The organism is Actinomadura rayongensis (genome assembly GCF_009831215.1).
Taxonomy (GTDB): Bacteria; Actinomycetota; Actinomycetes; order Streptosporangiales; family Streptosporangiaceae; genus Spirillospora; species Spirillospora rayongensis.
The window spans coordinates 1,107,369-1,130,904 of the sequence record NZ_WUTW01000001.1 but is presented as its reverse complement, the minus strand read 5'-3'; the positions used below and the strand labels follow the sequence as shown (position 1 = coordinate 1,130,904).

General features: G+C 73.0%; 25 protein-coding genes and 5 tRNA genes. 11 read left to right on the top strand and 19 right to left on the bottom strand.

Features of this window, described 5'->3' with window-relative positions:
- Positions 1-5: 5 nt before the first annotated feature.
- Together GQ466_RS05455 and GQ466_RS05450 are read right to left on the bottom strand one after the other, a co-directional pair.
- Positions 6-1,082: an enolase C-terminal domain-like protein gene (locus tag GQ466_RS05455; protein WP_161101623.1), complete on the bottom strand. Its 1,077-nt coding sequence runs from the start codon at positions 1,080-1,082 to the stop codon at positions 6-8.
- Entirely contained in the window at positions 1,079-3,976 is a 2,898-nt protein-coding gene (locus GQ466_RS05450; RefSeq protein ID WP_161101622.1) for an FAD-binding and (Fe-S)-binding domain-containing protein, read from the bottom strand. The genes GQ466_RS05455 and GQ466_RS05450 overlap by 4 nt, the downstream gene beginning before the upstream one ends.
- A gap of 141 nt (positions 3,977-4,117) precedes the next feature.
- On the opposite strand from GQ466_RS05450, the gene GQ466_RS05445 reads away from it, so the two are divergent.
- Complete coding sequence (locus tag GQ466_RS05445; RefSeq protein WP_161101621.1) at positions 4,118-4,477, top strand: DUF3140 domain-containing protein; 360 nt, start codon at positions 4,118-4,120, stop codon at positions 4,475-4,477.
- Between the two features lie 52 nt (positions 4,478-4,529).
- On the opposite strand, the gene GQ466_RS05440 is transcribed toward GQ466_RS05445, so the two are convergent.
- Positions 4,530-5,711, bottom strand: a complete 1,182-nt coding sequence (locus GQ466_RS05440) for an RsbRD N-terminal domain-containing protein (protein ID WP_161101620.1) — start codon at positions 5,709-5,711, stop codon at positions 4,530-4,532.
- Between the two features lie 257 nt (positions 5,712-5,968).
- Between GQ466_RS05440 and GQ466_RS05435 the strand changes: the two genes are divergently transcribed.
- Positions 5,969-8,248, top strand: coding sequence for an FdhF/YdeP family oxidoreductase (locus tag GQ466_RS05435; protein WP_337193330.1), 2,280 nt, complete (start codon positions 5,969-5,971; stop codon positions 8,246-8,248).
- Between the two features lie 96 nt (positions 8,249-8,344).
- On the opposite strand, the gene GQ466_RS05430 is transcribed toward GQ466_RS05435, so the two are convergent.
- The 4 genes from GQ466_RS05430 to GQ466_RS05415 all read right to left on the bottom strand — a co-directional run bounded on the left by GQ466_RS05430 (position 8,345) and on the right by GQ466_RS05415 (position 10,640).
- A tRNA-Tyr gene (locus GQ466_RS05430) sits at positions 8,345-8,429 on the bottom strand.
- 15 nt (positions 8,430-8,444) lie between these two features.
- Positions 8,445-8,521: transfer RNA gene (locus GQ466_RS05425), tRNA-Leu, on the bottom strand.
- A 179-nt stretch (positions 8,522-8,700) separates the two neighbouring features.
- Positions 8,701-9,765, bottom strand: coding sequence for a PDR/VanB family oxidoreductase (locus tag GQ466_RS05420; RefSeq protein ID WP_337193329.1), 1,065 nt, complete (start codon positions 9,763-9,765; stop codon positions 8,701-8,703).
- Positions 9,762-10,640, bottom strand: coding sequence for a metal-dependent hydrolase (locus GQ466_RS05415; RefSeq protein ID WP_161101618.1), 879 nt, complete (start codon positions 10,638-10,640; stop codon positions 9,762-9,764). The genes GQ466_RS05420 and GQ466_RS05415 overlap by 4 nt, the downstream gene beginning before the upstream one ends.
- Positions 10,641-10,806: 166 nt before the next feature.
- Here GQ466_RS05415 and GQ466_RS05410 point away from each other — a divergent pair, with 166 nt between their 5' ends.
- The gene (locus tag GQ466_RS05410; protein ID WP_161102416.1) at positions 10,807-11,127 is read left to right on the top strand and encodes a DMT family transporter; all 321 of its coding nucleotides are present in this window, start codon (positions 10,807-10,809) and stop codon (positions 11,125-11,127) included.
- Here GQ466_RS05410 and GQ466_RS05405 read toward each other — a convergent pair.
- From GQ466_RS05405 to GQ466_RS05390, 4 genes are all read right to left on the bottom strand, one after another.
- Positions 11,124-11,804: an acetamidase/formamidase family protein gene (locus GQ466_RS05405; RefSeq protein ID WP_337193328.1), complete on the bottom strand. Its 681-nt coding sequence runs from the start codon at positions 11,802-11,804 to the stop codon at positions 11,124-11,126. The two genes, GQ466_RS05410 and GQ466_RS05405, sit on opposite strands and share 4 nt — an antisense overlap.
- A gap of 131 nt (positions 11,805-11,935) precedes the next feature.
- Positions 11,936-13,048, bottom strand: coding sequence for a D-alanine--D-alanine ligase family protein (locus GQ466_RS05400; protein WP_161101617.1), 1,113 nt, complete (start codon positions 13,046-13,048; stop codon positions 11,936-11,938).
- Between the two features lie 52 nt (positions 13,049-13,100).
- Entirely contained in the window at positions 13,101-14,090 is a 990-nt protein-coding gene (locus GQ466_RS05395) for an NAD(P)H-dependent glycerol-3-phosphate dehydrogenase (RefSeq protein ID WP_161102414.1), read from the bottom strand.
- 17 nt (positions 14,091-14,107) lie between these two features.
- Positions 14,108-14,887 carry a lysophospholipid acyltransferase family protein gene (locus GQ466_RS05390; protein ID WP_161101616.1) on the bottom strand — a complete coding sequence of 260 codons (780 nt, stop codon included), beginning with the start codon at positions 14,885-14,887 and terminating at the stop codon, positions 14,108-14,110.
- Between the two features lie 84 nt (positions 14,888-14,971).
- Here GQ466_RS05390 and cofC point away from each other — a divergent pair, with 84 nt between their 5' ends.
- Both cofC and GQ466_RS05380 read left to right on the top strand, forming a co-directional pair.
- Positions 14,972-15,658: a 2-phospho-L-lactate guanylyltransferase gene (cofC, locus tag GQ466_RS05385; RefSeq protein WP_161101615.1), complete on the top strand. Its 687-nt coding sequence runs from the start codon at positions 14,972-14,974 to the stop codon at positions 15,656-15,658.
- Positions 15,659-15,668: 10 nt separating this feature from the next.
- A complete protein-coding gene (locus tag GQ466_RS05380; RefSeq protein ID WP_161101614.1) occupies positions 15,669-15,872 on the top strand; it encodes a cold-shock protein in 204 nt (67 codons plus the stop codon).
- A gap of 55 nt (positions 15,873-15,927) precedes the next feature.
- On the opposite strand, the gene GQ466_RS05375 is transcribed toward GQ466_RS05380, so the two are convergent.
- The 4 genes from GQ466_RS05375 to leuC form a co-directional block, all read right to left on the bottom strand.
- Positions 15,928-16,206, bottom strand: coding sequence for an HU family DNA-binding protein (locus GQ466_RS05375; protein ID WP_103563704.1), 279 nt, complete (start codon positions 16,204-16,206; stop codon positions 15,928-15,930).
- A 158-nt stretch (positions 16,207-16,364) separates the two neighbouring features.
- On the bottom strand, positions 16,365-16,604 hold the full coding sequence (locus GQ466_RS05370) for an SCO5555 family protein (RefSeq protein WP_237417598.1): 240 nt from the start codon (positions 16,602-16,604) through the stop codon (positions 16,365-16,367).
- Positions 16,605-16,713: 109 nt separating this feature from the next.
- A complete protein-coding gene (leuD, locus tag GQ466_RS05365; RefSeq protein ID WP_161101613.1) occupies positions 16,714-17,301 on the bottom strand; it encodes a 3-isopropylmalate dehydratase small subunit in 588 nt (195 codons plus the stop codon).
- A gap of 12 nt (positions 17,302-17,313) precedes the next feature.
- Complete coding sequence (gene leuC, locus GQ466_RS05360; protein ID WP_161101612.1) at positions 17,314-18,711, bottom strand: 3-isopropylmalate dehydratase large subunit; 1,398 nt, start codon at positions 18,709-18,711, stop codon at positions 17,314-17,316.
- A gap of 100 nt (positions 18,712-18,811) precedes the next feature.
- On the opposite strand from leuC, the gene GQ466_RS05355 reads away from it, so the two are divergent.
- The 5 genes from GQ466_RS05355 (at position 18,812) to GQ466_RS05335 (ending at position 21,522) form a co-directional block, all read left to right on the top strand.
- The gene (locus GQ466_RS05355) at positions 18,812-19,531 is read left to right on the top strand and encodes an IclR family transcriptional regulator (RefSeq protein WP_103563708.1); all 720 of its coding nucleotides are present in this window, start codon (positions 18,812-18,814) and stop codon (positions 19,529-19,531) included.
- Between the two features lie 86 nt (positions 19,532-19,617).
- On the top strand, positions 19,618-19,995 hold the full coding sequence (locus tag GQ466_RS05350; protein WP_161101611.1) for a YidH family protein: 378 nt from the start codon (positions 19,618-19,620) through the stop codon (positions 19,993-19,995).
- Positions 19,992-20,300, top strand: coding sequence for a DUF202 domain-containing protein (locus GQ466_RS05345; protein WP_161101610.1), 309 nt, complete (start codon positions 19,992-19,994; stop codon positions 20,298-20,300). Before GQ466_RS05350 ends, GQ466_RS05345 begins: the two co-directional genes overlap by 4 nt.
- A gap of 11 nt (positions 20,301-20,311) precedes the next feature.
- The gene (locus tag GQ466_RS05340; RefSeq protein WP_161101609.1) at positions 20,312-21,118 is read left to right on the top strand and encodes an SAM-dependent chlorinase/fluorinase; all 807 of its coding nucleotides are present in this window, start codon (positions 20,312-20,314) and stop codon (positions 21,116-21,118) included.
- Between the two features lie 5 nt (positions 21,119-21,123).
- On the top strand, positions 21,124-21,522 hold the full coding sequence (locus tag GQ466_RS05335; RefSeq protein ID WP_161101608.1) for an NUDIX hydrolase: 399 nt from the start codon (positions 21,124-21,126) through the stop codon (positions 21,520-21,522).
- A 17-nt stretch (positions 21,523-21,539) separates the two neighbouring features.
- Here the strand turns inward: GQ466_RS05335 and GQ466_RS05330 are convergent.
- A tRNA-Glu gene (locus GQ466_RS05330) sits at positions 21,540-21,612 on the bottom strand.
- A 172-nt stretch (positions 21,613-21,784) separates the two neighbouring features.
- On the opposite strand from GQ466_RS05330, the gene GQ466_RS05325 reads away from it, so the two are divergent.
- On the top strand, positions 21,785-22,249 hold the full coding sequence (locus tag GQ466_RS05325; RefSeq protein WP_161101607.1) for an SRPBCC family protein: 465 nt from the start codon (positions 21,785-21,787) through the stop codon (positions 22,247-22,249).
- A 188-nt stretch (positions 22,250-22,437) separates the two neighbouring features.
- Here the strand turns inward: GQ466_RS05325 and GQ466_RS05320 are convergent.
- From GQ466_RS05320 to GQ466_RS05310, 3 genes are all read right to left on the bottom strand, one after another.
- Positions 22,438-22,510, bottom strand: a tRNA-Glu gene (locus GQ466_RS05320).
- Between the two features lie 25 nt (positions 22,511-22,535).
- A tRNA-Gln gene (locus GQ466_RS05315) sits at positions 22,536-22,607 on the bottom strand.
- Positions 22,608-22,752: 145 nt separating this feature from the next.
- Positions 22,753-23,517: a fumarylacetoacetate hydrolase family protein gene (locus GQ466_RS05310; protein ID WP_161101606.1), complete on the bottom strand. Its 765-nt coding sequence runs from the start codon at positions 23,515-23,517 to the stop codon at positions 22,753-22,755.
- Between the last annotated feature and the right edge of the window lie 19 nt (positions 23,518-23,536).

Here is a 23,536-nt window from a genome sequence, read left to right as displayed (position 1 = left end):
CCGGGTCAGCGGACCCGGTGCCGCTCCGCGTCGGCGGCGCGGAACGTCAGGCCGTGGCCGGGCGCGTCGGCGTGCGGCCGGATCACGCCGTCCTCGACTTTCAGGGCGCCGTCGAACAGCATCCGCTCGATTCGCACGTGGTCGTGGAACCACTCGATGTGCCTTGCGTTCGGGAGCGCGGCCATCACGGCGGCGTGCTGGTTCGGCGCGCAGTGCGCCGACAGCGGCCGGTTGTGCGCGCGGGCCAGCGCCGCGACGCGCAGGAACTCGGTGATGCCGCCGACGCGCGTGACGTCGGCCTGCGGCTCGTCGACGGCGTCCAGCAGCCGCAGGTAGTAGGGCAGGTCGAAGCCGTACTCTCCCGCCGCGACCGGGCAGTCCACGGCGGCGCGGACGCGGCGCAGGCCGTCGGGGTCGTCGGACGACACCGGCTCCTCGAACCAGCCGAGCGGCGGCGCCTCCCGCGCGATCGCGACGGCCTGCTTCGGCCGGTAGGCGCCGTTGGCGTCGGCGTACAGCTCGGCGCGGCCCGCCGTAAGGTCGTGGACGAGCCGCAGCCTGCGCAGGTCGCGGTCCGGGTCGTCACCGATCTTGATCTTGACGGCCGCGGCGCCCTCGGCGAGCCATCCTTCGACCTGCTCGCGGGTGCGGGCGTCGTCGTAGGTGGTGAACCCGCCCGAACCGTAGATCCGGACGGACGCGTCCGGCGCCGCGCCGAGCAGCCGGTGCAGCGGGACGCCGAGCAGCCGCGCCCGCAGGTCCCACAGCGCGCAGTCCACCGCCGAGAGCGCCTTCCCTCCGATGCCGGGCCGGCCCGCGTTGCGCAGCGCCCGGCACTGCGCCTCGTGGACGGCGGCGGTCGCCAGCGCGTCGGCGCCGTACACGACGGTGGCGAGCAGTTCGGCCACCACCCCGGCCGTCGCGGCGGGGCCGTACGTCCAGCCGGTGCCGGTCGTGTCGTGGGCGGTCGCGGTGACGAGCACGAGCGTCGTCGCCGTCCAGGACAGGGTGCCGTCGGCCTCGGGCGCGTCGGTCGGGATCGTGTACGCGGCGGCCTCCAGTGCGGTGACCGGGGCGCTCACATCACGTCCCGGAGGAGTTCGGCGAGGTGGCGGGGGGCGGCGTCGGTGCCGGTCTCGATCTGGGTGCGGCAGGAGAAGCCGTCGGCGAGGACGGCCGTCCCGGGCGGCGCGGAGCGCACGGCGGGCCAGAGTCCGAGTTCGGCGGCCCCGACCGACACGTCGTAGTGGCCGCGTTCGAAGCCGAAGTTCCCCGCCAGGCCGCAGCAGCCGACGTCCAGCACCTCGGCGTCCACCCCGGCGCGCGCCAGCACGGCGCGGTCGGCGTTGAAGCCCATGATCGCGTGGTGGTGGCAGTGCGGCTGCGCGATGGCCTTCAGCTCGTGCGCGTTGGGGAACGGGACGTCGTGCTCGTCCAGCAGTTCGGCGAGCGTGCGCGTCCGGTCGCGGAGCAGCCCGATCTCCGCGTCGCCCTCCAGCAGCTCCGGCGCGTCGGCGCGGAACACGGCCGCGCAGCTCGGTTCGAGCACGACGACCTCCTCGCCCGCGCGCAGCCGGGGGCCGAGCACGCGGGCGGTGCGGCGCAGGACGCGCTCGGCGGTGCCGAGCTGGCCGGTGGAGATCCAGGTCAGGCCGCAGCACAGGCCGTCGCGGGCCGTCCCGAGCGCGGACGGGCGCGGCGGCACCTCCACCCGGAAACCCGCCTTCTCCAGCACGTCCACGGCCGCCTTCCCGGCCTCCGGATGGAACGAGTCGGTGAAGGTGTCCGGCCACAGCACGACCGGGCCGCGCCAGCCGGAGCCCTGGGGGCGCCGTCCCCGGAACCAGTCGCTGAACCTCTGCGCGGCGAAGCGCGGCAGCTCGCGCCGCCGGTCCACGCCGCCTGCGGCCTTGACGACCCGGGACAGCCCCGGCGCGTGCGTCACCGCGTTCGCGGCGCGCGGCGCGGCGCTCGCCAGGCCCGCCCACAGCGGCAGCCAGCCCATCGCGTAGTGCGCGGGCGGACGGATCCGTCCCGCGTAGTGGTGGGACAGGAACTCGGCCTTGTAGGTGGCCATGTCCACGCCGACCGGGCAGTCCTGGCGGCAGCCCTTGCAGGCCAGGCAGAGGTCGAGCGCGTCGGCGACGTCCTTGGAGCGCCAGCCGTCCTGGATCACCTCGCCGCGCATCATCTCGTTCAGCAGCCGGGCGCGGCCCCGCGTCGCGTGCTTCTCCTCGCCTGTCACGCGGTAGCTCGGGCACATGACGCCGCCGGAGCTGCCGCGGCAGTTGCCGATGCCGACGCAGCGCTCGGCGGCGTGGGTGAAGCGGTGGTGGTCGTGCGGGTAGGAGAAGTACGTCTTCGGCTCGGACGGGTGGTAGCCGTGCCGGTCCAGGTGGTCGTCCAGCCGTTCGGGACGCTGTTTGCGGCCCGGCGTCGCGACCTTGCCCGGGTTCATCCGGTCGTCCGGGTCGAAGATCGCCTTGAACCGGCCGAACAGCTCGACCATGGCGTCGCCGAACATCAGCGGCAGCAGCTCGGCGCGGGACTGGCCGTCGCCGTGCTCCCCCGACAGCGACCCGCCGTAGGACACGACGAGCCGCGCCGCGCGCTGCACGAAGGCGCGGTAGCGGGCGACGCCCGCGTCGTCGGACAGGTCGAACGGGATGCGCGTGTGGACGCAGCCCTGCCCGAAATGCCCGTAGAGGGAGATGGGTGCGAGGCCGAACTCGTTGACGAGCGCCCGGAAGTCGCGCAGGTAGTCGCCCAGCTTGTCGGGCGGGACGGCGGCGTCCTCCCAGCCCTCGTGCGTGTCCGGCTCGCCGGGCGGGTAGGCGGTGGCGCCGAGGCCCGCCTCGCGCACCTTCCACAGCTTGCGCTCCTCCGCCGGGTCGTGCCGGTCCTGGACGCTCGGCGGGTTCGGCGCCGTCGCCAGGGCGTCCACCAGCGCGTCGGCGCGCTCGTCGGCCTCGTCCTGCGACCGGCCGCCGAACCGGACCATCAGCCAGCCCGCGCCCTCCGGCAGCTCGCGCCACACGTCGGTGCTCATCAGCAGGTCGGCGCGGGCGAGGCGGACCAGCTCGTCGTCCAGGCCCTCCAGCGCCAGCGGCGCGTGCGCGGCCACGGCCGGGACGGCGTCGGCCGCCGCCGCGATGTCGTCGTAGCCGAGGACGACCAGCGCCCGGGCCTTCGGCGCCTCGAACAGCCGGATCTCGGCGTGCAGCACGGTGACGAGCGTGCCCTCCGAGCCGACCAGCGCGCGGGCGACGTTGAAGCCGTTCTCGGGCAGCAGCTCGTCCAGGCCGTACCCGGACACGCGGCGCGGGATGTCGGGGTACCGGGTGCGCAGCAGCGCCAGGCCGTCGTCGCGCAGCGCGCGCAGCTCCCGGTAGATCTCGGCGCGGCGGCCCCCGGCGGCGAGGATCCGCGCGTACTCGTCGTCGTCGGTGGGGCCGACCCACGTCCGGACGCCGTCGTAGGTCAGGATCTCCAGCCGCTCCACCGACGCGGTCATGCGCCCGTACGCCTGCGCGGTCGCGCCGCACGAGTCGTTGCCGATCATCCCGCCGATCGTGCAGGTCGCGTGCGTGGACGGCCGGGGGCCGACGGTCAGGCCGTGCGGTTCGAGGGCGGTGTTGAGGTCGTCCAGGCAGGCGCCGGGCTCCACGATCGCCGTCCGCGCCTCGGCGTCCAGCGCGACGAGCCGGTTGCAGTTCTTGGACCAGTCGAGGACGACGGCCGTGTTGCAGCACTGCCCGGCGAGGCTCGTCCCGCCGCCGCGCGACAGGACCGGGACGCCGTTCTCCCGGCACACCGCGACGGCCTCGGCGCCCGCGTCCACCGTGGCCGGCACCACCACCCCGAGCGGAGGCCATCGGTAGTTCGACGCGTCGTGCGCGTACATCGCCCGCGACCCCGCGTCGAACCGGACCTCGCCCGCCACCCGCGCCCGCAGCTCCCGCTCCAGCCTCTCCATGGCCGCGCGCCTACCCGGACGCAACGGCGTGAACCCGGCGGCCCGTCGGGCAAGGGCGCACCAAGAGTCCTTGGCCCGCCCCGGACTCTGCGCGGGGCGGCGGCCGGGAACGGGACAGGAAGCCGTGCGAAGGAGGCCAGGGTGAAGCAGAAGATCGCGCCGGACGTGGCAGAGCTGTGGGACGAGTTCCACGGGGCGGTGAACATGACGTCGGAGGAGCTGCGGGAATGGCTGCTCACCGACGCGTCGGGCGTGGACGCGCTGCCCGCCGCCCCCGGCTCGGGCGTGCCCGACCTCGGCCGCCACGTCGCGCTCATCCTCCGCAAGCGGAAGATGGACCTGACCCGCGAGGACGTCGACACGATGCGCCGCGTGGTGGACCGGATCCACGACTACCTGGCGAACCCGCCCGCCGAGGGCGCGTCCCGCGAGTCGTGGCGGCACGGGCTGATGAACCTCGGCCACGACCCGCTGAAGCCGGAACCCCACCTCGACGTGTGACGCTCACGGCGGCGGGGCGTCGAGGAACCCGCGCCAGGCAACAGGCGGGGGTTCAGGTCGCGGGGCCGAGACGCAGGGCCTGGACGGCGGCCACCAGTTCGGCGACGGACCCCGGGTCGGTCAGCGAGCGTCCAGTGAGTTCGCGGATCCGGCGCATCCGGTACCGGACGGTGTTCGCGTGGCAGTGCAGCACCTGCGCGGCCCGGTCCGCCGAGCCGCCGTTGCCGAGGTAGGCGTCCAGCGTCTCCAGCAGGAAGTCCCGTTCCTCGGCGGGCTGGTCCAGCAGGGCGCCGAGGACCGCCCGCGCCAGCCGCCGTCCCTCGTCCGGGTCGTTGGCGAGGAACGCGGCGAGCGGGCTGGACCCGAACGCGCGGACCTGCGCCGTGCCGGGCGGGAGGGCGGCGAGCGCCGTCCGGGCGAGGTGCAGGGCGCGGGGCGTGTCCGTCAGCGACCGGTAGGGCGGGCTCACGCCGGTGCGGGCCACGGCGGTCTCCCGCAGGACGTCCAGCATCGGGTCGAACTGCTCGTCGCGCACCGACACCACGCCCGCCTGGAGCGTCGGGGTGAGCTGCCACGCCGAGACGATGCCGAGCCGCGCGAGCCGCCGCTCGACGCCGGCCAGGCTCTCCTCGGCGAGGCCGCGCGTCTCCGCCGCGACCACGGCCAGCCGCCCGTCCAGGGACAGCCCGAGCAGCTTCCCGGCCTCCCACGGCCCGGCGCCCGCGACGCGGTGGCCGGTGAACAGCGCCTCCGCCAGCGCGGACCGCCGCCGCTGCTGCGCGACCAGCAGGTCCGCGTTCGCGGCCCGGTACGCCTCGGTGAGCCGCACCGCGTGCTCGTCGGTGACGCGCCAGAGCAGCCCGGCGAGGTTCACGAGCGCGTCCGCCCGCGCGCCGGTGCGGGCGTGCCGGACGAGCAGGTCCCACAGCATCGCGCAGGCGATCCGGTAGACCTGCAGCACCTCCGGCAGCGGCGCGCCCTGGTGCGCGCGGCGGCGGCCCGTCTCCTCGGGCGCGGCCTGGTCGGGGGCGGCGGTCCCGGCGAGCGCGGCGACCACGAAGCGCAGGTTCACCGCGATCGAGCGGCGCAGGTCGGCGCGCGGGACGATCTTCTCGTCCCGGTAGAGCGCGATCCGGTCGAGCACGGCCGCGTGGACGTCCTCGATCAGGCGCGGCAGCCGGGCCTCGGCCCACGTGACGAGTTCGGCCGGGGCCGTGTCCCTCGCCTCCGCCACGGCGCGGCCCGCCTTCCCTGAAAAGAGGTCCGAATTACGGGTGCGCCCCGTCCGGAAATCGATGCTCCACGGTCTACGTGCCGTCCGGAGAAGTGTCAAGCGGCCGACGGTCGCGCGCAGCCGATCGTCGGACGCGCCAAAGATGTTCGTCGCGCCGCACAAAGTGCCGCGTGAGCCCCGCCACGCGAGGAAATCTTCAATTTTTCCCTGACAAAGGTGTGTTTGAATCGGCGCACGGCGGCAGCGGGAGGGTGACGGTGGACGATCGGCGCGACAGCCGGAGACCGGAGTTCAAGCCCTACCGCCACCCGGCCGCGGGCTGGGGCGCGGCCAAGAGCGTCACGGGCTTCATCCTGCGCCAGCGCGAGCCGATCGACGGCGCGCGCGCCCTGCTGCGGATGAACCAGGAGAACGGCGGCTTCGACTGCCCCGGCTGCGCGTGGCCGGACGATCCGGGCGGCCTCCACCTGGACGTCTGCGAGAACGGCATCAAGCACGTCACGTGGGAGATGACCGGCAAGCGCGTCGGCCGCGACTTCTTCGCCGCCCACCCGGTGCGCGAGCTGGCGAAGTGGAGCGACACGGACCTGGAGGCGCAGGGACGGCTGACCGAACCGCTGTCCTACGACCCCGGGACCGACCGCTACGTCCCGATCTCCTGGCCGGACGCGTTCGCGCTGGTCGGACGCACCCTGCGCGACCTCGACAGCCCCGACCGGGCCGCGTTCTACACCTCCGGACGGCTCGGCAACGAGGCCACGTTCCTCTACCAGCTCATGGCCCGCGAGCTGGGCACCAACAACCTCCCCGACTGCTCGAACATGTGCCACGAGGCGAGCGGCCGGGCGCTGAAGGCGGCGATCGGCACCGGGAAGGGCACGGTCGACGTCCACGACTGGGAGCGCGCCGACGCGCTGTTCGTTTTCGGGGTCAACGCCGCGTCCAACGCGCCCCGGATGCTGACCGCGCTCGCCGGGGCCTGCCGGCGGGGCGCGCAGGTCGTCCACGTGAACCCGCTGGTCGAGGCGGGCGCGACGCGGACGATCATCCCGCACGAGTTCGCCCGCATGGCCGCCTTCCGCACCACGCCGACGTCGACCAAGAACGTCCAGCCGCGCATCGGCGGGGACATGGCGCTGGTCAGGGGCGTCGCGAAGGCGCTGCTGGAGCTGGCCGAGACCGACCCGAACGCGCTGGACGCCGACTTCCTCGCCGCCCACACCACCGGCTTCGAGCGGTACCGGGACGTCTGCGCCCGGACGTCGTGGGCCGAGATCGAGCACCAGTCCGGCGTCGCCGTCGCCGAGATCCGCGCCCTGGCCGCCGTCTACCGCGCCGCCGAGCGGACGATCGTGAGCTGGTGCCTCGGCGTGACGCAGCACGAGCACGGCGTCGACACCGTCCGCGAGATCGTGAACCTGCTGCTCCTGCGCGGGAACATCGGCCGGGAGGGCGCCGGGCCGTCCCCGGTGCGCGGGCACAGCAACGTGCAGGGCAACCGGACGTGCGGCATCGACCACCGTCCCGACCCGGCCTTCCTCGACCGGCTCGGCGCGGTCTGCGGGATCGAGCCGCCCCGCCGCCACGGGCTCGACACCGTCCGGACGATCGAGGCGATGCGCCGGGGCGAGGTGACGGTGTTCGTCGGCATGGGCGGCAACTTCGCGCTCGCCGCGCCGGACACGCCCTACACGGCCGAGGCCCTGCGGAACTGCGACCTGACCGTCCAGGTCAGCACGAAGCTCAACCGCAGCCACCTCGAACACGGCCGCCGCGCGCTGATCCTGCCGTGCATCGGCCGCACCGAGAAGGACCACCAGGCGGCGGGCGTGCAGGCCACGTCGGTCGAGGACGCGATGAGCATGGTCCACCTGTCGACCGGCATGAAGCGCCCCGCGTCGCCGCACCTGCTGTCCGAGCCCGCGATCATCGCCGGGATGGCCCGCGCGGCGCTGCCGGACAGCGCGACGCCGTGGGAGGGCTACGTCGAGGACTACGACCGGATCCGGGACACGATGGCGCAGGTCCTGGACGGCTTCGAGGACTTCAACCGCCGCGTCCGGCAGCCGCACGGGTTCCGCATCCACCAGCCCGCGCGCGACCGCGAGTTCCGCACCGCGTCCGGGCGCGCGGAGTTCTCGGCGGCGGGCCTCCCGGACGTCGTCCCCGCGCCCGGCACGCTGGCGCTCGGCACCATGCGGTCGCACGACCAGTGGAACACGACGATCTACTCCGACAACGACCGCTACCGGGGCATCAGGAACCTGCGGACGCTGGTCTTCATGAACCCCGACGACATGCGCGAACGCGGCCTGGCCGAGTTCGACGAGGTCGACGTCACGAGCGTCGCCAAGGACGGGAGCACCCGGTCTCTGCTGCGCTACCGCGCGGTGCCCTACGACATCCCCCGGGGCTGCGCGGCCGGGTACATGCCCGAGATGAACGTCCTGTGCGCGATCGGCGACTACAGCGCCCAGAGCGACCAGCCGCTGATGAAGCACCTCAAGGTCACCGTTGAGCCGTCCGGACGCGGCTGACGGCACGACCCCCCGGACGAAGGTCTCCGATCATTCCGCCGTTCCGGGGAGATTTCCCGGGCTCGTTCAACACTTCACGGATGGGCGGGCAAAAAGTGGGGCGGGCGGGATTCGAACCCGCTCAGCGCTGTGGCACCTGCTTTACAGGCAGGCCCGACTCTCCGAACGTCGGCGCCGCCCCGCGGAAAAAGGGGGATGGTGCGGCTCCCGGGATTCGAACCCGGAACGTCCACCTTCTGAGGATGGCCCCTCTGCCGATTGGGGTAGAGCCGCGCGTCGTGCCGGGGCGGCGTCGCCCCCGGGTCCCGCGCGGCCGATGACGGCTCAGCGATAGCGGCGGGAGACCGGAGACGACGCCTGGCGCAGTCGTAGCTTCACGGCGTCCTCCTTCCCAGGTCTCGGTGTGCCGACGTCCGCAACGATGCCAGCCGGGACGAACCCGGCGCAACGGATTAAAGGTCGAGCGTGAGCCGTCCCCCGGACGCGCGGGAGACGCAGATCAGCAGCCCGTCGTCGGCCGCGTCGGAGACGGCGCGCTCGTCGGCGTCGCCCGCGAGCAGCCCGACCCGGCACGTCCCGCAGAAGCCCTGGCGGCACGAGTACGCCACCTCCGGGACGGCCTCGCGGATCACGTCCAGCGCGGACCGGTCCGCCGGGACGGGCAGCACGACGCCCGTCCTGGCCAGGTCGACCTCGAACGGCCGCCCGTCGGTGATCGGCGCGGGCGCGAACCGCTCGAAGTGCAGGGTGGCGCCGTCGGGGAACGCGCCGCGCACCGCGTCGAGCATGGGCGCGGGCCCGCAGCAGTACACGGCCGTGCCCGGCTCGACTCCGGCGAGCAGATCCGCGCCGGACGGCGCGCCGTGCTCGTCGTCGGTCCGGACGATCACCCGCTCGGCGGGCAGGTCGGCGAGTTCGCCGAGGAACGCGAGCGAGGCGCGGGACCGTCCGGCGTAGACGAGCGTCCAGTCGGCGCCCGCCCGGTGCGCCGCCCGGACCATCGGCAGGATCGGCGTGATGCCGATGCCGCCCGCGACGAACCGGTACCGCTCGCGCGCGAGGAACGGGAACGCGTTGCGCGGCCCGGTGACGGTCAGCTCGTCGCCCGCCGCGACCGCGTCGTGGATCTCCCGCGAGCCGCCCGCGCCCGCCGGGAGCCGCCGGACGGCGATCCGGTACGACGTCCGGTCGCCGGGGTCGCCGCACAGCGAGTACTGGCGGCGCCGCCCGGACGGCAGCAGCACGTCCAGATGGGAGCCCGGCCACCAGCGCGGCAGGTCCCGGCCGTCGGGCGCGGCGAGCCGCAGCGACACGACGTCCTCGGCCTCCGGCACGACCGCGCGGACGACCAGCCGCAGCCCCCGGTCCACCGGCCGGATCGGCGGGGCGGGCGCCGTCCGCAGCGCCATGGCCCGCTCCAACCCGGTGAACACGGTGTGGACGGCCACCCAGAACGGGTCGCGGGAGCGCCGGCCGAACAGCGACGGCGGGATGCGGTCCTTCAGGCCGTCGCTCACCGCAGCGCCGCCTGCGCCGCCGGGGACGACGCCAGGTACGCGAGCGCCTGCGCGGTCGAGCCCTCGTTCAGCGGGGAGTAGTCCCGCCGCAGGTACCGCCGGATCGCCGCGAGCAGCGACCGCCGGCTCGGGCTCAGCCCGGCCGGGCCGGTGCGCCGCAGATGGCCGAGCCCGCCCCGCACGCGGCCCCGGACGACCGGGTCGGCGGCCAGCAGGTACCGGTGCCCGCGCTGCCACAGCGACCCGAGCATGATCACCGTCTCGGTCATCGCCCGCACCCGCGCGCCGTACGAGCCGTCCAGGTGCGTGAACAGGTCGTGCGCGACGTGCCGGTGCTCGACCTCCTCGGCGCCGTGCCAGCGCAGCAGGTCCAGCATCGTCGGGTCGGCCCCGGCGCGGTCCAGCGCGGACGCGTTGAGGATCCAGTCGCCGAGCACGCCGGTGAAGTGCTCGATCGCCGCGATGATCGCGACGCGCTCGAACAGCCAGACGCGCAACGCCTCGCCGGTGAGGTCGCGGTCGCCGAGCAGGCCCTCGAACATGAAGTCCACCTGCCGGACGAACGGCCCGACGTCCAGGCCCTGCGCGGTGAAGTGCTCCAGGACGCCGTCGTGCGACCGGGCGTGGACGGCCTCCTGCCCGATGAAGCCGAGCACGTCCTCGCGGAGCCGGTCGTCCCGGATGTACGGGAGCGCCTGCTTGAACACGCGGATGAACCACTCCTCGCCCGCGGGCAGCAGCAGGTGCAGCACGTTGATGAGGTGGGAGGCCACCGGGTCGCGGGGGATCCAGTGCAGGGGCACACCGGTCCAGTCGAAGCGCACGTCGCGGGCCTGGAGGACGATGCCCTCCGGCTCCTCGGGCCGTACGGTCATGGGGCCTCCCCCGGGGGTGGGTCAGCGAGGGCTTATTGAGAACTCGTCCAGAACGGTACCTCTGTCCCCTATCACGAACAAACAGACCAGTTCGTGAGGCTTGTCACCGGGACGCACACCGGCGGCGTCCGATAATGAGCGGGTGATCATTGCGAAGGGGGCGCGCATGGCCTGGCTGCTGCTCGCGGGGGCGATCCTCAGCGAGGTGACCGCGACGATCTCGCTGCGGCTCTCCGACGGGTTCAGCCGCGTGGTCCCGAGCGTGGTCGTCGTCGCCGGCTACGTCACGGCGTTCGCGTTCCTGTCGCTGGTGCTCAAGGCCGGGATCCCGGTCGGCGTCGCGTACGGGATCTGGTCGGCGTGCGGCGTCGCGCTCGTCGCGCTGATCGGCGCGCTGTTCCTCGGCGAGGCGCTCACCTGGGTCCAGATCGCGGGCGTCGCGCTCGTCATCGGCGGCGTCGTCGCGCTGGAGGCCGGCGGCTCCTAGAAGGCGGGCGTCGGGTCGGGCATCAGCATCGGCCCGGTGATCCGGAACCGCTCCACCCCGCGCCGCGTGAGGTGGACGCGCAGGTCGATCCAGCCCGCCGCCGCGCCGCTCCCGCAGTCGCGTCCGGCGGTCGGGAAGTGCAGGTCACCGGCCGACAGCTTCGCGCCCGCCACCAGCACCGGCAGCAGGATCCGCGAGCCCGCCGTCAGCCGCGCGATCGTGCAGCCCCCGACGGCCCGGCCCCGGTCCGCGCCGCGCACGGCCCGCGCCGCCACCGCCGCGTGCCGCGCCGTCCCCGGGACGAGCCCGCCGAGCATCGCCGGTCCCGGCGCGCACCCGCCCGCCGCCGCGAGCCCCGCCGCGTCCGGCGCGCAGCCGATCACCCCGGGGTGCCCGGACGGCGCCGGCCGCCCGTCCGCCCGGCCGAGCGCCAACACGTCCACCACGATCACGTCGCCCGGCTCGGCGCCGACGACGTCCAGCGGCCCGCACAGCAGCGGCTCGGCGCCGCGCTCGCGGGCCGGGCAGTCCAGCCGGACCGACCCGCCCGTGATGACCTCCGCGACGGCCGGAAGGTCCGGGTGCCAGCGGTCGTGGCCGGGGACGGCGCGGGCCGTGCTCGTGAACGGGACCGGAGCGGGCGGCGCCAGGGTCGAGGCGCTGGACGACGGGAGCACGGATCAGATCCTTCCGGAACGGCGGATGCTACTCATGATCCTGCCGAAACACCTGTTACCACGGGGTTTCGCTCATCGAAAGCTTGAGTAAGGGCGCATTCACCGGCGCGTCAACATCCGCGTGGCCCGCGTCAGCGCAGCCCCGAAGGACGGCGCAGCGCCGTCCGCACGAGCCGGTCCACCAGCGCCGGGTAGTCCAGCCCGCTCGCCTTCCACATCTGCGGGAACGCCGACGTCGGCGTGCAGCCCGGCATCGTGTTGATCTCGTTGAGGATCCAGTCGCCGCCGGGGGTGAGGAAGAAGTCCACCCGGGCCAGGCCCTCGCAGTCCAGCGCCTCGAACGCCCGCGCGGCCAGGCGCCGCACCTCCTCGACGGCGGCGGGCGGCAGGTCCGGCGGGATCGCCATCCGCGTCGTCCCGTCGAGGTACTTGGTCTCGAAGTCGTAGAACGCGTGCTCGCCGCCGACCAGCACCTCGGCGGGCAGCGACGCCTCGGGCGGGCCGTCGTCCAGGCCCTCCAGCACGCCGCACTCGATCTCCCGGCCGGTGATCGCGGCCTCCACGATCACCTTCGGGTCGTGCTCGCGGGCGAACTCGACGGCCGCCTCCAGGTCCGCCTCGTCGGCGACCCGGGTGATGCCCATGCTCGACCCGGCCCGCGCGGGCTTGACGAACACCGGTAGGCCGAGTTCCTTGATCTCGTCCAGCTTGCGCTTGCGCTCGCGCCGCCACTCGCGGTCGCCGACCAGCACGTACGGGCCGACGGGCAGGCCGCGCGCCTCCCAGACGAGCTTCATGAAGCCCTTGTCCATGCCGACCGCGCTGGCCAGCACGCCCGCGCCCGCGTACCGGACGCCGGCGAGTTCCAGCAGACCCTGGATCGTCCCGTCCTCGCCGAACGGGCCGTGCAGCAGCGGCAGCACCACGTCCACCTCGCCGAGCGCGACCGGCACCCGGCCCGGCTCGACCACCAGCAGCCCGCCCATGCCCGGGTCCATCGGCAGCGTCACCGCGCCGCCGGACCCGTCGACCTCGGGCAGCCGGCCGTCCGCGATCTCCAGCGACGCCGCCGACTCGACCAGCACCCAGCGGCCGTCGCGGGCGATGCCGATCGGCACGACGTCGTACTTCTCCGGATCCATCGCGGCCATCACGGCACCGGCGGTGACGCAGGAGATGGCGTGCTCGGAGCTGCGTCCGCCGAACACCACGGCCACGCGGATCTTGGAGGAAACCTCGGACATGGCTCCTGACCCTATCTGCTCCGCGCGCGGAGATCGTTTCGGCTGCGTTACCTCACATGCCGTACCGCTCGGCCTTCGGGCTGCGGGAGATCAGGGAGATCGCGGCCTCCTTGATCGGCATCCCGTGGTACAGCACCGCCGCGACGGCCTCGGCGATCGGCATCTCCACGTTGTGCTTGCGCGCCAGCTCCAGCACCGCCTCCGACGACTTCACGCCCTCGGCCGTCTGCTTCGTCACCGCGATCACCTCGTCCAGGGTCATTCCCCGGCCGAGGTTCTCCCCGAACGTCCGGTTCCGCGACAGCGGGGACGAGCACGTCCCGATGAGGTCGCCCATGCCCGCCAGGCCCGCGAACGTGTGCTCGTCCGCGCCGAGCGCCGCGCCGAGCCGCGCGATCTCGGCGAGCCCGCGCGTCATCAGCAGCGCCTGCGTGCTCGCGCCGAACCCCAGCCCGACCGCCATGCCGACGCACAGCGCCACGATGTTCTTGACGGCGCCGCCCAGCTCGCAGCCCACCACGTCCGTCGTCGTGTAGACGCGGAAGTACGGCGTCATCGTCGCGGCCTGCAGCCGCCGCGCCTGCGCCTCGTCCACGCACGCCGCGACCGCCGCGCCCGGCTGCCCGGACGCGATCTCGCGCGCCAGGTTCGGGCCGCAGAACACCCCGATCCGCTCCGCCGGGACGTCCGCCGCCTCGCGCAGGACCTCCGACATCAGCCGGGACGTCCCCAGTTCCACGCCCTTCATCAGGCTGACGACCAGCGCGTCCGGCGGCAGGTGCGGCCCCCACGCGGCGAGGTTGGCGCGCAGCGTCTGCGCCGGGACGGCCACCGCGACGATGTCGGCGCCGTCCAGCGCCTCCGCCGGGTCCACCGTGGCGCGCAGCGTCTCGGGCAGCGTGATCCCCGGCAGGTAGTCGGGGTTCTCGTGCCGCTCGTTGATCGCCGCGACGGCCTCGGGACGGCGGCCCCACAGCACGGCGTCGCCGCCCGCGTCGCAGAACAGCTTGGCCATCACGGTGCCCCACGAGCCCGCGCCCATCACGGCCGTCCGGACGGTCACGACCGTTCCTCCCCGTCCGCGGCGGCCCGCCGCCGCGCGACGACCTTGTGGTGGTCGTACAGCTCGGCGGGCGGCTCGGCGCCGCGCAGCTCGCCGAGCAGCCCGGCGATGTCGCGCATGATGTCGTCGGTCGCCGCGCGCAGGACGCTCTTGGTCAGCGGCTCCCCCGCGTACTTCGACAGGTCGACCGGCGGCCCCGCGATCACCTTCATCGTCTTGCGCGGGAACGGGTGGAAGCCCTTGCGCAGCGTTCCGGCGAGGCCCGTCCGCTCGGTCTTCGTGTAGGGCAGCAGCTCGTGCGCGCCCCACGACGCGACCGGGACGACCTTCGCGCCCGTCTTCAGCGCCATCCGCGCGACGCCCGTCTGCCCGGTCATCGGCCACAGCTCGGGGTCGCGGGTGCAGCTCCCCTCCGGGTAGAACATCAGGCACTCGCCGCGCCGCAGCGCCGCCTCGGCGTCGCGCAGCGCCAGCGCCGCGTCGGAGCGGTCGCGGTAGACGGGGATCTGGCCCGTCCCGCGCAGCACGGACCGGAACAGCGGGACGTCGAACAGCGTCGACTTCGCCAGGTACACCGGGTAGCGGCCCGCCTCGTAGACGAAGTGGGCGAGGGCCAGCGGGTCGGCCTCGGAGATGTGGTTGGCCGCGATGATGATCCCGCCCTCGCGCGGCACGTTCCGGGCGCCCCGCCAGTCGCGCCGCAGCAGCCCGTAGAGCAGCGGGCGCAGGATGACGATCGTGATCCTCCGCCACGTCGGCGAATAACCGTCGGTCATGCCCGTCCCTTCTTCCTCCCGGCCGCGCCGGGGCGCGGGGGGTCCTCCAGTGTCGCGGGTGTCTCCGCATAGTGTCGAGTCGCCATGTCTACAGCAGCGCAGGGTGCGCCCTCACTCCGTTGGTCGCTCGTCGTGCCGGTCAAGGTGCTGGCGCGGGCCAAGACCCGCATGTCCGCCGCCGCCGGGCCGCACCGCGCGGCGCTGGCGCTGGCCGTCGCGGCGGACACGGTCGCGGCGGCGCTGCGCTGCCCGCTCGTGGACGATGTGACGGTCGTCACCGACGATCCCCTTCCCGCCGCCGAACTGGCCGCGCTCGGCGCCCGCGTCGTCCCGGACGAGCCGGACGCCGGGCTGAACCCCGCCCTGGCGCACGGCGCCCGCCGCGCCCGCGAGGCCGCGCCCGCCGCCGGGGTCGGCGCCCTGTCGGCCGACCTGCCCGCGCTGCGGCCCGCCGAGCTGGCGACGGTGCTGGCCGCCGCCGCGGCCGTGCCCGAGGCGTTCGTGCCGGACGCGGCGGCCGTCGGGACGACGCTCTACACGGCGCGTCCCGGCACGGTGTTCGCCCCGGCGTTCGGCGGCGCCTCGCGCGCCGCGCACCGGGCGCGGGGCGTGCGGGAGCTGCTGCTGGACGGTACCGACAGCGTACGCCGTGACGTGGACACCCCGGCGGATCTGCGCGCCGCGCTCGTCCTCGGCACCGGCCCGCGCACGGCGGCGGTGGCGGCGCTGCTGCCCGGGCTCGCGGGCGACGCGCCCCGTCCCGCCCGATAAGGTCGGCGCCATGCAGGCGACGGTGCGGACGTTCGACGCGGCGACCCAGACGGGCAGCGTGCTGCTCGACGACGGCACGGAACTGCACTTCGACGCGGAGGCGTTCGCGGCGGGGGGCCTGCGGCTGCTGCGGCTCGGGCAGCGCGTCCGGCTCGGCGTGGAGGACGACGGCCGCATCGGCGCCGTCACGCTCGCGACCTTCCCGCTCCCGTAACGACGAACGCCCGGCCCCGCACGAGGCGGGACCGGGCGCGTTGGCGCGTCGCGATCTACTTGTTGCCGGCGACCAGGTTCTTGAAGTCCGCGCCCGCCTTGAACTTGGGCACGGACGTCGCGGGAACGTTGATGGTCTTGCCCGTTGCGGGGTTCCGGGCCGTACGAGCAGGCCGGTCGGCCTTCTCGAAGGACCCGAAGCCGGTGATCGCGACCTTGTCGCCCTTGGCGACCGTGGCCTGGATCGTCTCCAGGATCACGTCGACGGCCTCGGCTGCGGCCTTCTTGCTCCCCAGCCGGTCAGAGATGGCGTCGACCAGCTCTCGTTTGTTCATGGGTTACTCCTCTTGTTCCCCCCTTGCCCGAACGAAACTAAGGGAGCCTCGGCGAGGACACAATCACCTGAACGCGCAACGTTCCGTGTCGCAGGCGTTTTTGTCGGCCTCGCCCCCGTCTCACCCGGGCGCCGGATCAACGCCGGCCACCCGGCACGTTATCGGGCGGCGGGCGGCGGCCGGAAATCGGCGAGGAACGCGTCGAGCCGCCGGGCGGCCAGCGCGGTGTCGCGTTTGGCCAGGTCGGTGATCACCAGGAGCTGCCGGATCAGCCGTCGGCGGTCCTGTTTGGGGAGGGGCGCGACGAGCCGGTGGGCGTCGCGGAGCCGCCGCGCGAGGCGGGTCAGCTCGGGGTCGTCCCACTGCGGTCCATGCTCGGGGACCATGCGTGCGACCATGCGTGCGCGTCCTCCCTGCGGCGTGCCGTGCGTCCCTGCTCACCGTCGATTGTCGCCGGTGCGCGGGGCCGCCCGGCACGCCGGGGGGCGCGTTGCTCGGTCGGCGCGGTCAGGCCGTGGTGGGCAGCAGCGGCGACCGGGACTCCTCGAACCGCGCGATGTCGTCGGCGTGGCGCAGGGTGAGGCCGATGTCGTCCAGGCCCTCCAGCAGCCGCCAGCGGGTGTAGTCGTCGATCTCGAACGGGACGGTCAGGTCGCCCGCGCGGACCTCGCGCCGCTCCAGGTCGACGGTGATCTCCGCCTTCGGGTCCTGCTCGGCGCGGCTCTGCAGTTCCTCGACGGTCTCGGTGGGCAGGACGACCGGCAGCAGCCCCATCTTCGTGGAGTTGTTGCGGAAGATGTCCCCGAAGCGCGGCGCGATGACGACCCGGAACCCGTACTGCTGGAGCGCCCAGACGGCGTGCTCGCGGGACGACCCGGTGCCGAAGTCGGTGCCCGCGACCAGGATCGTCGCGCCGTCGTACTGCGGCTGGTTCAGCACGAACGCCGGGTCCTCGCGCCAGGCGGAGAACAGGCCCTTCTCGAACCCGGTGCGGCTGACCTGCTTGAGCCAGACGGCCGGGATGATCTGGTCGGTGTCCACGTTGCTGCGGCGCAGCGGGACCGCGCGCCCGGTGTGGGTGGTGAAGGCTTCCATGTCCGAGGCTCCTTACAGGTCGGCGGGGGCGGTCAGGCGGCCGGTGACGGCGGTCGCGGCGGCGACGGCGGGCGAGACCAGGTGGGTGCGCCCGCCGGGCCCCTGGCGGCCCTCGAAGTTGCGGTTGGACGTGGACGCGCTGCGCTCGCCGGGCGTGAGCTTGTCGGGGTTCATCGCCAGGCACATCGAGCAGCCCGCCTCGCGCCACTGCGCGCCGGACGCGGCGATGACCTCGTGCAGGCCCTCGGCCTCGGCCTGCTTCTTGACCTCCATCGAGCCGGGGACGACGAGCATCCGCACCCCGTCGGCGACGCGGCGGCCGTTCAGGACGTCCGCGACGGCCCGCAGGTCCTCGATGCGGCCGTTGGTGCAGGACCCGACGAACACGGTGTCGACGGCGATGTCGCGCAGCGGCGTCCCGGCCGTCAGGCCCATGTACTCCAGCGCGCGCTCGGCGGCCTGGCGCTCGACGGCGTCCTCGATCGCGGCCGGGTCGGGCACGGACGCGCCGAGCGGCAGGCCCTGCCCGGGGTTGGTGCCCCAGGTCACGAAGGGGGTCAGCGTGGAGGCGTCGATGACGACCTCCTTGTCGAACACCGCGTCCTCGTCGGTGGCGAGGGACTTCCAGTACGCGACGGCCTCGTCCCACGCGGCGCCCTGCGGGGCGTGCGGACGGCCCTTGAGGTAGGCGAACGTGGTCTCGTCCGGGGCGATCAGCCCGGCGCGCGCCCCGGCCTCGATGGACATGTTGCAGACCGTCATGCGGCCTTCCATCGACAGCGACCGGATGGCCTCGCCGCGGTACTCGATGATGTGGCCCTGGCCGCCGCCGGTGCCGATCTCGGCGATGATGGCGAGGATGAGGTCCTTGGCGGTGACGCCGGCGGGCAGCGCCCCGTTCACCGTGACGGCCATCATCTTCGGCTTGACCTGCGGCAGCGTCTGGGTGGCGAGGACGTGCTCGACCTCGCTCGTCCCGATGCCGTGGGCGAGCGCGCCGAACGCGCCGTGGGTGGAGGTGTGCGAGTCGCCGCACACGACGGTCATGCCGGGCTGGGTCAGCCCGAGCTGCGGCCCGATGACGTGGACGATGCCCTGCCCGGCGTCGCCCATCGGGTGCAGCCGGACGCCGAACTCGGCGCAGTTCTTGCGCAGCGTCTCGACCTGCGTCCGCGACACGGGGTCGGCGATCGGCGCGAGCAGGTCGGTGGTCGGGACGTTGTGGTCCTCGGTCGCGATCGTCAGATCGGGCCGGCGCACCTTGCGGTCCGCCAGGCGCAGCCCGTCGAACGCCTGCGGGCTCGTCACCTCGTGGACGAGGTGCAGGTCGATGTACAGGAGATCCGGTTCGCCGTCGGCACGTCGCACGACGTGCGCGTCGTACACCTTGTCGGCCAGTGTGCGGCCCATCGCTCCACCTCACCTGAAGTCTCGTCCCCGGACGCGTCGGTGCGCCGGGGTCCCGTGCGCCTGACTTGCATCTCAAATGACGAGACGGCAATATCAAGACATGGACAACTCTAGCGGAGTCGGCGTACTCGACAAAGCGGTTCTCGTGCTGAACGCGCTGGAAGCCGGGCCGGCGTCCCTCGCGCAGCTCGTCCAGACCACCGGTCTGGCCCGGCCCACCGCCCACCGGCTCGCCGTCGCGCTGGAGCACCACCGGCTCGTCCACCGCGACACGCAGGGCCGGTTCATCCTCGGCCCGCGCCTCGCCGAACTGGCCGTCGCGGCCGGCGAGGACCGCCTGCTGGCCATCGCCCAGCCGATCCTGACCCAGCTCAGGGACCTGACGGGCGAGAGCGCGTCGCTGTTCCGGCGGCAGGGCGACGTCCGGGTGTGCGTGGCCGCCGCCGAGCGCGCGAGCGGCCTGCGCGACACGATCCCGGTCGGCGCGGCGCTGCCGATGGCCGCCGGGTCGGCCGCGCAGATCCTGCTGGCCTGGGAGGAGCCGGACCGGATGCACCGGGGCCTGCGCGGCGCCAAGTTCGAGGCGACGACGCTCGCGGCCGTCCGGCGGCGCGGCTGGGCGCAGAGCGTCGGCGAGCGCGAGCCGGGCGTCGGCTCGGTGTCGGCCCCGGTGCGCGGCGCGGGCGGACGGGTCATCGCCGCCGTCTCGGTGTCCGGCCCGCTGGAACGTTTGACGCGCTCCCCCGGGCGCCTGCACGCCGGCCCGGTCGTCGCCGCCGCCGAGAAGATCACCGAGGGGATGCGGCGCGGGGCGTCCTGACCGCCCCACGACCATTCCGGCATCAATACTGGGAAGGTTGGAAAGTATCGTGAGAAGAGAGGAGTAATCCACAGAAAGAGCCTGAAATGACCGCGTCGGACTCCCCCGGCGGCTGGGCCGGACGGCTGCTGGCCGAGGGCGAGGACCCGGATCCGCGCTTCTCGCTGGCCAACGAGCGGACGTTCCTCGCCTGGATCCGCACCGCCCTGGCCCTCATCGCGGGCGGCATCGGCCTCGCCGTGAGCGGCGACCTGGTGGCCGACCCGCTGCGGACCGTCCTCGCCGTGGGCTGCTCGGCGACCGGCGCGCTGGCCGCCCTGCTCGCCTTCCGCCGCTGGCTGACCACAGAACGCGCCCTGCGCCGCGCCGAGACGCTCCCCCCGCCCGCGCTGGCCCCCTACATGTCCTACGGCCTGGCGGCCCTGGCGGTGGCCGCGCTGGTGACGCTGCTGGTGACCCGATGACCGTCCGGGACCCAGGAGCACAACCGGAACGCACAGCACTGGCCTGGTCCCGCACCACCCTCTCGTTAGTGGTCGGCGGCCTGATCTGCGTCCGCTTCGCACCGTCCAGCACAGCAGCCGGCCTCGCGGCGGCCGTGGTGTGCGGGGCGGCGGCCGTCCACCTGCACCGGACACGCCACCGCCACGCGACCCGCCACCGCCTGATGAACACCGGCGCCCCGGTGGCAGACCCGGGTTCGGTCCTCCTGATGACGGCCGTGACCTTGGCACTGGGCATGATGGGAATCGTCTTCGCCCTGGGCTGAGGAGGATCCGCGTGCCGCCGTTCGCCAGCATCGCCACCGATTTCGGCGCCGCCTACACGGCGATCTGCTCCGGCGTGGTGCAACGGCTGGCACCGACGGCGAAAGTGCTGGTCCTGACCGACGAGATCACCCCCTACGCGATCGTCGAAGGCGCACTCTTCCTGAGCCAGGCCCTCCCCTACCTCCCCGAAGGCGTCCACATGGCGGTGGTAGACCCCGGCGTAGGCACCGCGCGACGCCCGATAGCCGTACGCACCGAACGAGGCGACGTCCTGGTAGGACCCGACAACGGCCTGCTGATGCCCGCAGCAGAAGCACTGGGCGGCGCACAAGAGACCCACGCCCTGGAAAACCCGGCCTACCAACTCGAAAAGCCGTCGACAACGTTCCACGGCCGAGACATCTTCGCCCCCGCCACGGCCCACCTTCTGAACGGCGCGGACCCAGCCGACATGGGCCCGAAAATAACGCCGCTCCCCCTGAACCTCCCAACTCCAACCAGGGCTCGGGAAGGCACTCTCACCACGACGATCCTGTACGTGGACCGCTACGGAAGCCTGATCCTGTCGGCACGGGCGGACGACCTGGACGCACAGGAATTCGGAACCCCACTGACCGTCTCGTGGACGTCAAAAGACGGGACCCCAACAGCCATCCGCGCCACCTACGAACGAACCTTCGGCAGCGTCCCCAAGGGCGACCCGCTCCTCTACACGGACTCGTCCGGAGCCTTGGCCCTGGCCATCAACCAGGGCTCAGCGGCAGACCACTACGACCTCACACCGGGCACGGACCTGACGCTGCGTCCGCCACACTGAGGACCATGAACGATCTCCGCGTCGTCGCCTGGATCCACGTCGTGAACGGCCGCCTCACGGCAGTACGCGCAAGAGGCAGAAACCTCCTCTACCTCCCGGGAGGAAAAGCAGAACCGGGCGAAGACGACCGAGAAGCACTGGCCCGCGAAGTGCAAGAAGAAGTGTCGGCAACGATCGCCCCAGCGGCATTCATCGAACTGGGCACGATCAGAGCAGAGGCCCACGACCAGCCGAACCACACCCACGTCAGCATGACCTGCTACACAGCAGACCACAACGAACCACTGAGCCCAGCAGGAGAAGTGAACGAAATCCGCTACCTGACCAAGGCGGAAAGAAACGAACTGGCCCCGGCAGGACGAGCAGCATGGGACCTGGCAAAAGAAAAAGGCCTGCTCCCCTGAACAGACCCGAAAAAAGGTACCCCCGAGCGGATTCGAACCGCCGTTACCGCCTTGAGAGGGCGGCGTCCTAGGCCACTAGACGACGGGGGCGCAAGGACCCGGACGAAGCATCGTCCGAACACCCCCAAGCCTAGCGGATCCAACCCACCACCCGAACCGCGTCACGACCCGCCGGGTTGTTTGCACCCGGAGGAGAGGGGCAGACGGGAGGACGTCGGAAACGGAGCGGTCCGCGATGGGCGGACCCCCGGAGGGAGGAGACATGGCCACCGTAGAGCAGTCGATCGACGTGGACGTCCCGGTGCGCACGGCGTACGACCAGTGGACGCAGTTCGAGGAGTTCCCGCGCTTCATGGAAGGCGTGGAGCACGTCGAACAGACGACGTCGACGAAGACGCACTGGGTGACGAAGATCGCGGGTGTCACGCGGGAGTTCGACGCGGAGATCACCGAGCAGCTCCCGGACGAGCGGATCGCGTGGAAGTCCACCGACGGCCCCAAGCAGGCGGGCGTCGTGACGTTCCACCGCCTGGCCCCGGACAAGACGCGCGTGATGCTCCAGCTCGAACACGACCCCGAGGGCCTGGCCGAGAAGGCCGGTGAGGCCCTGAAGCTCATCCCGCACCGCGCGAAGGGCGACCTGGAGCGCTTCAAGTCGTTCGTCGAGAGCCACGGCACCGAAACCGGCTCCTGGCGCGGCGAAGTCCCCCAGGACCCCACCCACTGACGCCAGATGAGAAAAAGGCCCCGGCGAAAGCCGGGGCCTTTTCCTCATAGAAAGAACCGAACAGAACAACAACCCGCACCCGACCAGGTGAGGGCCGCCAGGCCCGAACACCGGGGGTTCCAGGGGGTCGTCCCCCTGGGCAAGCACGGAAACTGCGGGAAGGTGAGCCGAAGCTCAACGAACAGGGGTACCCCCGAGCGGATTCGAACCGCCGTTACCGCCTTGAGAGGGCGGCGTCCTAGGCCACTAGACGACGGGGGCTTGCCTTGGTCCCTGACGGGATCCGCTGGGGTACCAGGACTCGAACCTAGACTAACTGAACCAGAATCAGTCGTGCTGCCGATTACACCATACCCCAGTGCCGTGAGCTGGCCTTCCGGTGGAACCGGCCGGGTCGCTCGCGCCTCGATGAGAATACAGGAGTCCGGGGCGCGGACCAAAACGGTTTGGGCGACGGGGGAACGCCGTCCGCCCCGGGGCGTCCGGGGCGGCGGCGCGGTGGATCACTCGCGGGCTACGACGCGGTTGGTGAGGTCGCCGACGCCCTCGACGGTGACGGTGACCTCGTCGCCGATCTCCAGGGGGCCGACGCCGGCGGGGGTGCCGGTGAGGATGACGTCGCCGGGCAGCAGCGTCATGACCTGGCTGACGTAGGCGACGAGGTCGGGGATCGCGTGCAGGAGCTGCGACGTCCGGGCGTCCTGCCGGGTCTCGCCGTTGACGCGGGTGGTGAGGGCGACGTCGGACGGGTCGAGTTCGGTCTCGATCCACGGCCCGAGGGGGCAGAAGGTGTCGAAGCCCTTGGCGCGCGTCCACTGCCCGTCGCGTTTCTGCAGGTCGCGGGCGGTGACGTCGTTGGCGCAGGTGTAGCCGAGGATGACGTCGGCGGCGCGGGCGGCGGGGACCTCGCGGCACAGGCGGCCGATGACGACGGCCAGCTCGCCCTCGTAGTCGACGCGCTCGGACAGCTTCTCCGGGTAGGCGACGGCCTCGCCGGGGCCGATCACGGCGGTGGACGGCTTGCTGAACAGCACCGGCTCGGCGGGCGGTTCGGCGCCCATCTCCCGGGCGTGGTCGGCGTAGTTCTTGCCGATGGCGATGACCTTGCTCGGCAGGATGGGCGCCAGCAGCCGCACGTCGGCGAGGGGGAACCGGTGCCCGGTGAAGGTCAGTTCCCCGAAGGGGTGGGCGCGGACGGCGGCGATGGTGTTCTCTTCCACCACTCCGAAAGACACGCTCTCGTCGATGGCGAACCTCGCGATACGCATGCGGGGCAGCCTATCGGGC